The following is a 14,021-nucleotide window of genomic DNA, read 5'->3' as shown; positions in this document are numbered from 1 at the left end:
AATGGATAACATGTTTACCTCAAGTGCCAAACATGTTTTAATGATTGCTCATGAGCAGGCTAAATACTTTAAACACCAAGCGGTAGGAACAGAACACCTTCTATTAGCCCTTGCAATGAACAAGGATGGTATTGCGAACAAAATTTTTGAACAATTTTCAATTACCAGCGACGATATCCGTGAAGAAATTGAACGTTTGATTGGTTATGGTACCCTTGACCAGTTGGGTCCGGCGGATTACCTGCCGTACTCACCGAAGGCCAAGCAGGTTTTAAGTCTTGCTGGTCAAGAGGCTCAGCAGATGCACGCCCTAAAGATTGGGACCGAACATATTTTGCTGGCGCTGATTGCGGACGAGAGTGTCCTTTCATCACGGATCCTGTATAGCCTTGATGTTTTGCCACGCCAGGTTCGTAAGGTTACCCTTCGGCGGCTAGGCATAGCGGAGAGTCAGCTCCATCAAGCCAGCCGGGGGCGGGCAGTAACTGCCAACCGTAAGAGTGGAACGCCAACCCTTGATAAGCTGGCTCGGGACCTGACGGCCATGGCCCGTGAAGATAAGCTCGACCCCGTTGTTGGCCGAAACAAAGAAATTAAGCGCACTGAGCAGATTCTTAGCCGACGGACAAAGAACAATCCGGTTCTGATAGGTGAACCGGGGGTTGGTAAGACCGCCATTGCGGAAGGCCTTGCTCAGCGGATGGTTAAGGGCCTGGTCCCGTCTGAACTGGCTAATAAGCGGTTGATGGTCTTGGATATGGGCTCACTGGTTGCTGGAACCAAGTACCGTGGTGAATTCGAAAACCGTCTTAAAAAGGTTATTGATGAAATTCAGGCAGACGGCCACGTTATCCTCTTTATTGATGAATTACATACCCTTATCGGGGCCGGTGGTGCCGAGGGGGCCATTGATGCTTCCAACATCCTTAAACCGGCACTGGCCCGGGGGCAACTCCAAACAATTGGGGCCACGACCCTTGATGAGTACCAGAAGTATATTGAATCTGATGCGGCGTTGGAACGGCGGTTTGCGACCGTCCAAATTGATGAACCGACACCTGAAGAGTCCTTGGCAATTCTGAAGGGCTTGCGGCCCCGCTATGAGGCTCACCACCATGCCAATATTACTGATGATGCGCTCGAACAGGCCGTTAAGCTTTCCGACCGTTACATCTCTGACCGCTTTTTACCAGACAAGGCAATTGACCTGATGGATGAATCGGCAGCCATGGTGCGGATTAACGCAGAGGAAAATAAGCAGCATCAGCCATCTCTAGCAGACCGGATCACTGACCTCCAGGCACAAAAGGAGGACGCAATCGAGGAACAGGACTTTGATAAGGCTGCGGCCTTGCGGGAAAACGAGCTTGCTCTCCGTGCCAAGTTAAACCAGCAAGAGGAGCGAGAAGACAGTCGACAGAGTAATGGTCAGCAACATTACCGCCTCAAGGTCACGGGTGAAGATGTTGCAAAAATAGTTGCTGAATGGACCGGTGTTCCACTGACACAGCTTAAGCGGAGTGAAAGTGACCGCTTAATTAATCTCGAAAAGGTCCTTCACAAGCGGGTTATTGGCCAAGATGAGGCTGTTGATGCCGTTGCCAAGGCCATTCGGCGAGCGCGGAGTGGCTTGAAGAACCCTAACCGGCCAATTGGCTCCTTCATGTTCCTAGGGCCAACTGGGGTGGGGAAGACTGAACTAGCCAAAGCCCTTGCTGAGGCAATGTTTGGTTCCGAAGATAACATGATCCGGATTGACATGTCCGAGTACATGGAAAAGTACAGTACCAGCCGGTTGATTGGGGCTGCCCCTGGTTACGTGGGTTATGACGAGGGCGGCCAGTTAACCGAAAAGGTTCGTCAACACCCGTATTCCGTTGTCCTGCTCGATGAAGCAGAAAAAGCTCACCCTGATGTCTTCAACCTCCTCCTCCAAGTTCTAGACGATGGTTACCTGACGGATTCAAAGGGACGACGGATTGACTTCCGCAACACCATCATTATTATGACTTCTAACCTGGGGGCCACCCAGCTCCAGGATGAGAAGGAGGTTGGCTTTGGCGCCAAAGACATCAGTCAGGACTACAACGCAATGGCGGCAGCAATTCGTCAGCAGTTGAAGCTTCACTTCCGGCCAGAATTCTTGAACCGGATTGACGAGACGATTATCTTCCACTCCTTAAATAAAGGTGAGTTACACCAAATCGTCAAGTTAATGACCAATGAGCTTCGTGACCGGGTTGCCGAACAGGGAATCAAGCTCCGGGTTACTCCCGCAGCAGTTGATTTGATTGCGACCGTTGGCTATGATCCCGAATATGGGGCCCGACCATTACGACGGGCCATCCAGGATAAGATTGAAGACGACCTCAGTACGGCGCTGATTGACGGCCAAATTACCAGCGGTGACACCGTTACCGTGGGTGCACATCGGGGTCAGATCACGATTAAGGTTAAGAATAAGCAGTCCACTACCCCTAAATTAGTAAAAATTAGTCACTAAGATATTGCCTAAAATCCTTTAATAACAGGGATTTTAGGCATTTTTTGTTCAAAAATAGTTGTCAGATGATAAATATTAGTTCTATAATAGTTAGTAGCTAATTTGAGGAGGCAATTTGATGAAAAGGGCAGAGCAATTAGAAAAGACCCGTCAAGCGATTTTAAAAACGGCAACGAAGTTATTCTTGCAAAATGGCTTTGGAGAAACATCAACAAGGAATATCGCTAAGCAGATTGGGATTACCCAACCGGCACTTTACCACCACTTTAGTGATAAGGAGGTTCTATACCTGGATGTCATGACAAAATTATCGGGGAAAATTCGTCAAGAGATTAACAAGGTCATGCGTAAACACAAGTTGACGCCGGAAGAACAACTCTTTGAAATTGTCCGGGTCCTGAAGAAGCACCACCCACTGAGTATCTATGATCAATACAACCAAGCAATGCAGCTCCTTTCTAAAAGTGCACAGCAGAAGTTGAATATGATTTTCACCATGGATTACCTGGAGCCAATTGGAGACTATTTTAAGCAACCAGCAGTAAAGCTTCGACCAGACCTTTTACCAAAGGAAGCCGCCGAGTTGTTCCTGGCTAGTCTTTCTCCAATTTTTGGTACATATCAGCAAATCGGTGGTCATTCCATTACGGTGGAGCAACGGGATAAGCTGATTTTAGACTGCATCATTAACGGTTTAGCTAAGTGTTAATATTTTTAGACCAAATCATTGACAGGTGACGGGGCAGTTAGTATACTATTAGAGTATGTAATTGTGAGTTCATCTAATCGCGGTGATCTATTGTCCATCGGGATTGGCAATAAAACCAAAGACAGTTTTTAAACTGTTTTTGGATTTTTTTTGCCCAAAAGTTGGATTTTGACCCAATTGTAATCAAAATGTAACATTTAGAATGAACCCACCCAACAAATTAGAGAGGTGAACAGTTTGGCCGGACATTTAGTAAAATACGGTAAACACCGTACCCGTCGTAGTTACTCCCGAATTAAGGAAGTTCTCGAGTTACCTAACCTGATTGAAATCCAAACCGATTCTTACAATTGGTTCATGGACAAGGGCCTGCGGGAAATGTTTGATGATATTATGCCGATTGACGATTTCCAAGGAAAGCTTTCCCTCGAATTCGTTGATTATCAACTTTTGGAACCTAAGTACACTGTCGATGAAGCACGCGAACACGATGCTAACTACTCAGCACCCCTGCACGTTACTTTGCGGTTAACCAACCACGAGACCGGCGAAATCAAGTCTCAGGATGTCTTCTTTGGTGACTTCCCACTGATGACTGACCAAGGGACTTTCATTATTAACGGTGCCGAACGGGTTATTGTTTCACAATTAGTTCGTTCTCCTGGTGTCTATTATAATGAAGAAACAGATAAAAATGGTCGGCCAAACTATGGCGCTACCTTTATTCCAAACCGTGGTGCCTGGCTGGAATACGAGACGGATGCCAAGAACGTTTCCTACGTCCGGATTGACCGGACCCGGAAGCTGCCAATGACCGAACTGGTTCGGGCCCTTGGCTTTGGCTCTGATGACGAAATTATTGATATGTTTGGTGGCGACAGTGAAACTCTGTCGCTGACCCTGGATAAGGATGTCCACAAGAACGCTGAAGACTCACGGGTTGAAGAATCGTTGAAAGACATCTACGAACGTCTGCGTCCAGGTGAACCAAAGACGGCCGATTCTGCACGAAACTTGCTGACGGCCCGCTTCTTTGATCCAAAGCGTTATGACATGGCACCGGTTGGTCGTTACAAGACTAATAAGAAGTTAATGCTGAAGTACCGTCTGTTAGGGCAAACCCTTGCCGAAACGTTGGCTGATCCTGATACCGGTGAAGTTCTGGCACAAAAGGGTGACACGGTCGACAAGGAAGCTCTCAAGAAGTTGGAACCTTACCTTGACCGCGACGACTTCAAGATGATTACCTACACGCCATCTGACGAAGCGGTGGTTACGGAACCCGTTAAGCTGCAAAAAATCTTAGTTTACTCTAAGACTGACCCAGACCGGGTTGTACCAATTATTGGTAACGGCCACATTCCGTTGGAATACAAGCACATTGAACCAGCAGATATTCTAGCTTCTTTGAACTACTTCTTCAACTTGCAAGAAGGAATTGGGAGCACGGATGATATCGACCACTTAGGTAACCGGCGGATTCGTTCCGTGGGTGAACTGCTGCAAAACCAGTTCCGGATTGGGCTTGCCCGGATGGAACGGGTTGTTCGTGAACGGATGTCTATCCAAGACCCTGACACTGTTACTCCACAACAACTGATCAACATTCGTCCCGTGGTTGCATCAATTAAGGAATTCTTTGGTTCCTCCCAGCTTTCGCAATTCATGGACCAAACTAACCCGCTGGGTGAATTAACCCACAAGCGTCGTCTGTCTGCCCTTGGACCTGGTGGTTTGACGCGTGACCGGGCTGGTTACGAAGTTCGTGATGTGCACTACACGCACTACGGCCGGATGTGTCCAATTGAAACGCCAGAAGGTCCTAACATCGGTTTGATCAACAGTCTTTCCTCATACGCTCGTGTTAATAAGTATGGTTTCATTGAAACACCATACCGTCGTGTATCCTGGAAGACGCACAAGGTTACCGACAAGATTGATTACCTGACTGCTGACGAAGAAGATAATTATGTTATCGCTCAGGCCAACTCACCATTGAACGATGATGGTTCCTTCGTTGACGAACGGGTTATGGCTCGTGATAAGGATGAATACGTTGAAACTAATGTTGAAAACGTCGACTACATGGACGTTTCTCCTAAGCAAGTTGTTTCCGTCGCTTCCGCATGTATTCCATTCCTTGAAAACGATGACTCCAACCGTGCCCTGATGGGTGCCAACATGCAGCGTCAAGCTGTACCGTTGATTAACCCACACGCACCACTGGTAAGTACTGGTATCGACTACAAAGCAGCTCACGACTCTGGGGTTGCCCTGATTGCTAAGAAGCCTGGTACTGTTGAATACGTTGATGCTCGTGAAGTTCGTGTTCGTGAAGATGATGGTTCATTAGACACTTACAAGCTGATGAAGTTCCGTCGTTCTAACGGTGGTAAGAACTATAACCAACGGCCAATTGTTAAGGTCGGTGAACATGTGGATGCCGATGACGTACTGGCTGATGGTCCATCAATGGAACAAGGGGAATTAGCTCTTGGTCAAAACCCATTGATTGCATTCATGACTTGGCAAGGGTACAACTTCGAAGATGCCATTGCCATTAGTGAACGGCTGGTTAAGGATGATGTTTACACGTCCATTCACATTGAATCTTATGAATCTGAAGCCCGGGAAACCAAGCTTGGTCCTGAAGAAATGACCCGGGAAATCCCAAACGTCGGTGATGACGCCTTGAAGGACCTTGATGAAGACGGGATCGTTCGTGTTGGTGCCGAAGTTCATGATGGTGACATCTTAGTTGGTAAGGTTACTCCTAAGGGAATGACCGAACTGTCTGCTGAAGAACGGCTGCTGCACGCCATCTTTGGTGAAAAGTCGCGTGAAGTTCGTGATACCTCACTCCGTGTTCCTCACGGTGGTGGCGGAATTATCCAGGATGTTAAGATCTTTACCCGTGAAAACGGGGACGAACTGTCACCAGGTGTTAACACCATGGTGCGGGTTTACATCGCCCAAAAGCGGAAGATTCAGGTTGGTGACAAGATGTCTGGTCGTCACGGTAACAAGGGGACGGTTTCCATTGTTATCCCTGAAGAAGATATGCCGTACATGCCAGACGGAACACCAATTGATATCATGTTGAGTCCAATGGGTGTGCCAAGTCGTATGAACATTGGACAGCTGCTTGAATTGCACTTGGGGATGGCTGCCAAGCGCTTAGGTATCCACATGGCAACACCAGTATTTGATGGTGCCACCGACAAGGATGTTTGGGATGCCGTTCGTGAAGCTGGTTTCCCAGAAGATGGTAAGACCATCCTTTATGATGGGCGGACTGGTGAACCATTTGAAAACCGGATTGCCGTTGGTTCCATGCACTACCTGAAGCTGGCCCACATGGTTGATGATAAGATTCACGCCCGGTCAACTGGTCCTTACTCACTGGTTACCCAGCAACCATTGGGTGGTAAAGCACAGTTCGGTGGTCAGCGGTTCGGTGAAATGGAAGTTTGGGCTCTTGAAGCTTACGGTGCTGCCTACACCCTTCAAGAAATCCTGACTTACAAGTCTGATGATACCGTTGGTCGTGTTCGGACTTACGATGCCATCATCAATGGTGAATCAATTCCAAAGCCTGGTGTTCCAGAATCATTCCGTGTCTTGGTTAAGGAATTACAAGCTCTTGGCTTGGATATGAAAGTTCTTGACGGTAATAACAAGGAAATTCAACTGAAGAACATGGATGAAGATGATTCTGAAGTTGTTAGTGTCGACGCATTGGCTAAGTACGCTGAGCAACATAACGCTGATAACAAGGACAAGAAGACGGCAAACAAGGCTTCTTCAACATCCACTTCGACTGAAGATAAGACCAAACAAGATTAATTTATAGTTCTTCGCTCATATATTACGAAATAAGGAGGAACATCCTTTGATTGATGTCAATAAATTTGAAAGCATGCAGATCGGTCTGGCATCACCAGATAAGATCCGTAGTTGGTCATACGGTGAAGTAAAGAAGCCGGAAACCATCAACTACCGGACTTTGAAGCCAGAAAAGCAAGGTCTGTTTGATGAACGAATCTTTGGCCCAACTAAGGACTACGAGTGTGCCTGTGGTAAGTACAAGCGGGTTCGTTACAAAGGTCGGGTTTGTGACCGTTGTGGGGTTGAAGTTACCAGCTCAAAGGTTCGTCGTGAACGGATGGGCCACATTGAGTTAGCGGCCCCAGTATCACACATCTGGTACTTCAAGGGGATTCCAAGTCGGATGGGCTTGGTCCTGGACATGAGTCCCCGTTCCCTAGAAGAAATTATCTACTTTGCTTCCTACGTTGTTCTTGATCCGGGTGACACCCCACTGGAGAAGAAGCAACTGCTTTCCGAAGCCGAATACCGTGATAAGAAGGCTGAATTTGGTGACCGTTTCACTGCTGAAATGGGTGCGGCAGCCATCAAGAAGCTGCTTGCTGACGTGGACCTGGACAAGGAAGCAACCGAATTAAAGGAAGAATTAAAGGAAGCCACTGGTCAAAAGCGGACCCGGGCAATTCGGCGGTTGGACATCCTGGAAGCCTTCATCAAGTCTGGTAATAAGCCAGAATGGATGGTTCTAGACGTTATCCCAGTAATGCCACCTGACTTACGGCCAATGGTTCAACTGGAAGGTGGCCGCTTTGCTACCTCTGACTTGAACGACCTGTACCGGCGGGTTATCAACCGGAATAACCGGTTGAAGCGCCTGTTGAAGCTACAAGCACCAGGAATCATCGTTCAAAACGAAAAGCGGATGCTGCAAGAAGCCGTTGATGCACTGATCGATAACGGCCGTCGTGGTCGTCCGGTAGCCGGTCCTGGTAACCGTCCACTGAAATCTCTGTCACACCTGCTGAAGGGTAAGCAAGGGCGGTTCCGTCAAAACCTGCTTGGTAAGCGGGTTGACTACTCCGGTCGTTCCGTTATCGATGTTGGTCCATCCCTGAAGATGAACCAAATGGGGCTGCCAGTTCCAATGGCCCTGGAACTGTTCAAGCCATTTATCATGCACGAACTGGTTAAGCGGGGGCTTTCTGCCAACGTTAAGGCCGCTAAGCGGAAGATTGACCGTCGTGATGACGATGTCTTTGATGTATTGGAAGACGTTATCAAGGAACACCCTGTTCTATTGAACCGGGCACCTACCTTGCACCGGTTAGGGATTCAGGCCTTTGAACCAATCCTGGTTTCCGGTAAGTCCATGCGGTTACACCCACTGGTATGTACCGCCTACAACGCCGACTTTGATGGTGACCAGATGGCCATCCACGTTCCATTGTCCGATGAAGCGCAAGCGGAAGCACGACTGCTGATGCTGGCCGCTCACCACATTTTGAGTCCTCGTGACGGGGAACCAATTGTTTCACCATCACAGGATATGGTTATCGGTAACTACTACATGACCACTGAAGATAAGGGTCGTGAAGGAGAAGGGATGATCTTCAAGGACACCGATGAAGCTGAAATGGCTTACAAGAATGGCTATGTTTCATTGCAAACCCGGGTTGGGGTTCAAGTATCCTCCTTCCCAGATAAGCCGTTCACCGATGAACAACGGGGCCGGATCATGGTAACTTCCGTTGGTAAACTCCTCTTCAACCGGATCATGCCAAAGGACTTTGCCTACATTAACGAACCAACCGACGCTAACATTCATGAAGGGGTTGACGACAAGTTCTTCCTGGAACCTGGCCAAGACATTCACGAATACTTAGAAAACGCCCCACTGGTTCCACCATTCAAGAAGGGCTTCCTGTCCGATCTGATTGCTGAAGTTTACAAGCAGTACAAGGTTACTAAGACTTCTCAATTCCTGGACCGGATTAAGGACCTTGGTTACTACGAATCCACAATCTCCGGTTTAACAACGGCGATGTCCGATATTCATGACCTGCCTGAAAAGCCCGAAATTATCAAGAAGGCCCGTAAGCAAGTGGCCCTGATTACCAAGCAATTCCGTCGTGGTCTGATTACGGATGACGAACGGTACGAACGAGTTATCGGTGCTTGGAACGACGCTAAGGATGAAGTGCAAAACAAGCTGATTGAGCACATGGACATCCACAACCCAATCAACATGATGTCTGACTCCGGTGCGCGTGGTAACATTTCTAACTTTACCCAGCTAGCCGGGATGCGTGGTTTGATGGCCTCACCAAACGGTAAGATCATGGAACTGCCGGTTCTGTCAAACTTCTACGAAGGGCTGTCCGTTCTGGAAATGTTCCTTTCCTCACACGGTGCTCGTAAAGGGATGACTGATACCGCCTTGAAGACCGCCAACTCAGGTTACCTGACCCGGCGGCTGGTTGATGTTGCCCAAGATGTGGTTGTTCGTGAAAAGGACTGTGGTACTGACCGTGGCCTGGAAGTTACCGCCATTACTAACGGGAATGAAATGATCGAACCACTGTATGACCGGATTATGGGTCGTTACACGATGAAGTCCGTCTTTGATCCAAAGACTGGTGAAAAGATTGTTGGCAAGAACGTGCTGATTGACGAAGACATGGCCCAAAAGATTGTTGATGCCGGTGTTAAGAAGGTTACCATCCGTTCCGCCTTCACTTGCAACACTGAACACGGTGTTTGTGAACGGTGCTATGGTCGGAACGCCGCTACGGGTGACCGAGTAGAAGCCGGTGAAGCTGTTGGGACTGTTGCCGCTCAATCAATTGGTGAACCTGGTACCCAGCTGACCTTGCGGAACTTCCACACTGGTGGTGTTGCTGGTAACGACGATATCACCCAAGGTCTTCCTCGTGTGCAAGAAATTGTGGAAGCACGTAACCCTAAAGGGCGGGCAACCATCACCGAGGTTACTGGTGAGGTTGTTTCAATTGAAGAAAACCCGGCAGAACGGACTAAAGACGTTACTGTGAAGGGCGAAACTGACACGCGGACTTATACCCTGCCAATCACGGCACGGATGCGGGTTTCAGAAGGTGATTTTATCCACCGGGGAACCGCACTGAACGAAGGGTCAATTGATCCTAAGGAATTAATCCAGGTTCGGGACGTTCTTTCAACGGAAACTTACCTGTTGGCCCAAGTTCAGGGTGTTTACCGGATGCAGGGTATCGACCTGCTGGATAAGCACGTTGAAATCATGATTCGTCAGATGATGCGGAAGGTCCGGGTCATGGATCCAGGTGATACTGACCTTCTTCCTGGTCAACTGATGGATATTGGTCAATTCCGTGAGGCTAACAAGCCAACGCTTTATGCTGGTGGTATTCCAGCGACGGCCCGGCCAGTTATCCTTGGGATTACCAAGGCCGCTCTGGAAACTAACAGTTTCTTGTCGGCAGCTTCATTCCAGGAAACCACTCGTGTATTGACCGATGCTGCTATCCGCGGTAAGAATGACCCACTTGTTGGTTTGAAGGAAAATGTTATCATTGGTAAGATTATTCCAGCTGGTACTGGGATGAGTACTTACCGGCACATTAAGCCGAAGGAAGTTAGTGTTGCTGCATACTCCATCAAGGATTTAGAAGCCAAGATGAAGGAAGAAGACAAGCAAAACTAGTTCTGTAAAATTGATAAAAAGGGTTATGGCATTTGTCATGGCCCTTTTTTATTACGATGAAGAGGGGGAGTAAGGTGGCAAAAAAATATAAAGTTGAGATACCGGCGGCGGCCTTAAAAGAGACCGACTTTGATCCGGGGGATGACCTTTCCTTAAGCGTTAGTCATAAGCAGTTTGTTATCCGGTCAGCAAAGGTGACTGACCAGATACCGCAAATCAACATTGGCTTCTATACGGTACCAGCCCTGTTAATGATGGTTATTTTCTTTGTGTATAGCCGGAGTTTGGGCGTTAACCAGGTGGCCCTAACTGGAGAAGATTATTCGATTGCGAACGCGGGGACCTTGCTGGGAACAATCAGTGGGATTGTGATCTTTGTCATTGCGGCAATTTGGACGAAAGTTAACCAAACGGGGCCCACTAAAGAATTGTATTGGCGAAACCTACCGACGATTGTAATTGCTTGTGGACTGATTCTGGCTTTTTCCTTTTTGGCGGCCTTCTGGTTGCTCGGTCGCCTGTTTATGGATGCTAGCTTCGACATCTACACGTCAACTGTAATGATCTTCATGATCCTGGCGGTTGTTAACTATGTAATGATTAACTTAGCCATGACACTAACCACTAGTATTATCACCAACCTGCTGACCATCATGATTATTGGCGGAATGCTGTTTGCAATGCTGACCAACTCAAGCCGGGACTGGTGGAAGCACAACTTTAGCTTCTTGGGAACAGCAGAGAATTCTGCTAATTTTCAGTTCAACGTAACCTTGATTTTCTCTGGGGCGTTGATGTTGACCCTGGTGGACTACCTGTTTGTTAACCTTCAAAAGAACTTTAAGGGACGGCGGATTCTGATTTTGCGTTGGCTTCTCTATGCACTTTCCGCGTGCATCGCCTCGATTGGCCTCTTTCCGAATGACCCGCAGTTTCACATTCTCCATGACCGGATCTCGATGTGGCTGGTTTACATCATCCTAATCCTCATCGTTGCCCTCCGGTGGATTCTGCCGCGGGTTACCAAGCAGTTCTTAACCCTGTCCTATACGTTAGGTGTGGTAATGGGCGTGGAGTACATCGTTTTTAAACTGACTGATTACCTATCATTAACGGCGTTTGAGCTTTTGGAATTTGGCCTAGCCTTTTCTTGGCTGCTTTTGTTACTTCAGAACATTGAAAATCTGGCCAATTTTGGTCACAACCTTTTTATCGTAACGGTTAAGGACGATTCAAAGAAATAAATGACGGGAATAAGACAGAACTAGCTTGCTAGTTCGTTTTTCAAAGTGAAATAGGCCTAACCCCCGTCGACGCGAAGTAAGTTTTTAGAAGGGATCGGCTTTAGTGTTCGGAAAATCCGAATACTAGAGCCCCTTTTTTATATAATTTCATTTTTAAGTAGAATCAGAACCATCGCGAGGGCGGCAGCCAGCCCAGGTATAAAGGGAATCTTTTCTTTAATTGGCATTCGCAGGGTGAGTAGGAGCGTGAAAAAGGACCCAAGCATGATGACGTAAAGGGTGGGGTACCAACCAATAGTGAAAGTTACGACCAGGAGAAATTCGCCGTCTCCAATTCCTAGATAACTAGTCAGACAACAGCAAGCTAGAAACAGGAGTAGCAGAGCCGATGCAATCATATTTTCCCATGTCCAGTTCTGGTGATGGGTACAAAAGAAAAGGGGAAACAGACCCAGTAGGCCAACGGGGTAGATAAACTGATAAAAGAAATCGTTGCTAGCTAAGCCGACGAGGGTAGTAATCACTATAAAAAAAGCAGCTGAATCACCAAGGCCGGGGCCACAGAGTAAAGCGGCCGCGGTACCCGCCAGCAGTTCGCTGAGGGGGAAAAAGACGGGAATCGGCTGACGACAATAATGACAGTGACCACCTTGAATGAGGTAACCAAGGATGGGAATGAGCTGCCACCATCTCAGGCGGATATGGCAGGCGTCACAATAGGATCGTGGAGGAGCCCAGGGGCACTGCTGGTTGCCAATCCGTTGACCACAAAGGGCGGCAAACGAGGCGAGAACGGTTCCGATAAGAAAATAGTAGCTGGTGAAAAACAAAATAAGCACCTCCCTACCTATAAAGAACGGGAAAAAGGCCCAATTAACCTAAAATAACTATCCGCCGTTCATTGACATTCTATTTTGGTCGTGATACTCTATTTAAGGTGCTTTTTTAGCAACGAGTGTCTGTCGTTGGGCAGACGAATGCGTCAACGAAGGCACACTAATCTAATATTCATCCAGCACTTTTTTTATTCATTAAAAAGAACCACCTGGATGTGTGGACTTAAATTAAGGAAGGGGAAAAATTATGCCAACCATTAACCAATTGGTACGTAAAGGCCGGAAGAGCCACAAGGGCAAGTCAAAGTCACCAGCTCTTGGTTATGTTTACAACACTTTCAAGAAAGAAGAAGTTAAGACACCTTCTCCACAAAAACGTGGGGTTGCTACCCGTGTCGGGACGATGACTCCTAAGAAGCCAAACTCAGCTCTGCGGAAGTACGCTCGTGTACGTCTTTCCAACCTGATTGAAGTTACTGCTTACATTCCAGGTATCGGTCACAACCTCCAAGAACACTCCGTTGTTTTAATTCGTGGTGGTCGTGTTAAGGACTTACCAGGGGTTCGTTACCACATCATCCGTGGTACACTCGATACCGCTGGTGTTGAAGGCCGGATGCAATCACGGTCCAAGTACGGTGCCAAGAAGCCGAAGAAGAAGTAATTTATAAGGAGGAGTTAAGTAATGCCACGTAAAGGACATGTACAAAAGCGTGAAATCTTACCGGATCCAATGTACAACTCAAAGCTGGTTACCAGCCTGATTGACCACTTGATGATTGATGGTAAGCGCGGAACTGCTACAAAGATTTTGTACGCAGCTTTTGATCAAATTAAGGAAGAAACTGGCAATGATCCAGTTGAAGTATTCCAACAGGCGATGGACAACGTTATGCCGGTACTGGAAGTCAAGGCACGGCGTGTTGGTGGTTCTAACTACCAAGTTCCAATCGAAGTTCGTCCAGAACGGCGGACTACTTTAGGCCTTCGTTGGATTGTTCAATACGCACGTTTGCGTGGGGAACACACCATGGTTGAACGTCTGGCACGTGAAATCATTGATGCTTCTAACAACACAGGTGCTTCAGTTAAGAAGCGTGAAGATACGCACCGGATGGCAGAAGCCAACCGTGCATTCGCACACTACCGCTGGTAATCACTGTCAATTGAGACCAGTCGCTTAACTGGTCGAAAAAGGGGT

At 47.7% G+C, this 14,021-nt stretch carries 8 protein-coding genes; 7 read left to right on the top strand and 1 reads right to left on the bottom strand.

Annotated elements, in window-relative coordinates:
• The first annotated feature begins 1 nt into the window (after position 1).
• The 5 genes from KZE55_RS07820 (at position 2) to KZE55_RS07800 (ending at position 11,984) form a co-directional block, all read left to right on the top strand.
• On the top strand, positions 2-2,503 hold the full coding sequence (locus KZE55_RS07820; RefSeq protein ID WP_222258033.1) for an ATP-dependent Clp protease ATP-binding subunit: 2,502 nt from the start codon (positions 2-4) through the stop codon (positions 2,501-2,503).
• Between the two features lie 118 nt (positions 2,504-2,621).
• Positions 2,622-3,212, top strand: a complete 591-nt coding sequence (locus tag KZE55_RS07815) for a TetR/AcrR family transcriptional regulator (RefSeq protein WP_222258032.1) — start codon at positions 2,622-2,624, stop codon at positions 3,210-3,212.
• A 228-nt stretch (positions 3,213-3,440) separates the two neighbouring features.
• The gene (rpoB, locus tag KZE55_RS07810; RefSeq protein ID WP_222258031.1) at positions 3,441-7,058 is read left to right on the top strand and encodes a DNA-directed RNA polymerase subunit beta; all 3,618 of its coding nucleotides are present in this window, start codon (positions 3,441-3,443) and stop codon (positions 7,056-7,058) included.
• A 46-nt stretch (positions 7,059-7,104) separates the two neighbouring features.
• The gene (gene rpoC, locus KZE55_RS07805; RefSeq protein WP_222258030.1) at positions 7,105-10,740 is read left to right on the top strand and encodes a DNA-directed RNA polymerase subunit beta'; all 3,636 of its coding nucleotides are present in this window, start codon (positions 7,105-7,107) and stop codon (positions 10,738-10,740) included.
• Positions 10,741-10,814: 74 nt separating this feature from the next.
• Positions 10,815-11,984, top strand: a complete 1,170-nt coding sequence (locus KZE55_RS07800) for a DUF998 domain-containing protein (protein WP_222258029.1) — start codon at positions 10,815-10,817, stop codon at positions 11,982-11,984.
• Between the two features lie 137 nt (positions 11,985-12,121).
• Here KZE55_RS07800 and KZE55_RS07795 read toward each other — a convergent pair whose 3' ends face one another.
• A complete protein-coding gene (locus KZE55_RS07795) occupies positions 12,122-12,814 on the bottom strand; it encodes a prepilin peptidase (protein ID WP_222258028.1) in 693 nt (230 codons plus the stop codon).
• A 253-nt stretch (positions 12,815-13,067) separates the two neighbouring features.
• On the opposite strand from KZE55_RS07795, the gene rpsL reads away from it, so the two are divergent.
• Entirely contained in the window at positions 13,068-13,484 is a 417-nt protein-coding gene (gene rpsL, locus KZE55_RS07790) for a 30S ribosomal protein S12 (RefSeq protein WP_047767437.1), read from the top strand.
• Positions 13,485-13,505: 21 nt separating this feature from the next.
• Positions 13,506-13,976, top strand: coding sequence for a 30S ribosomal protein S7 (gene rpsG / locus KZE55_RS07785; RefSeq protein ID WP_047767439.1), 471 nt, complete (start codon positions 13,506-13,508; stop codon positions 13,974-13,976).
• Positions 13,977-14,021: the final 45 nt, after the last annotated feature.

Source organism: Limosilactobacillus panis, assembly GCF_019797825.1.
In the GTDB taxonomy this organism is placed as follows: Bacteria; Bacillota; Bacilli; order Lactobacillales; family Lactobacillaceae; genus Limosilactobacillus; species Limosilactobacillus panis_A.
Note: the sequence above shows the minus strand (reverse complement) of the source record. Positions and strands in the feature narration are given on the sequence as shown.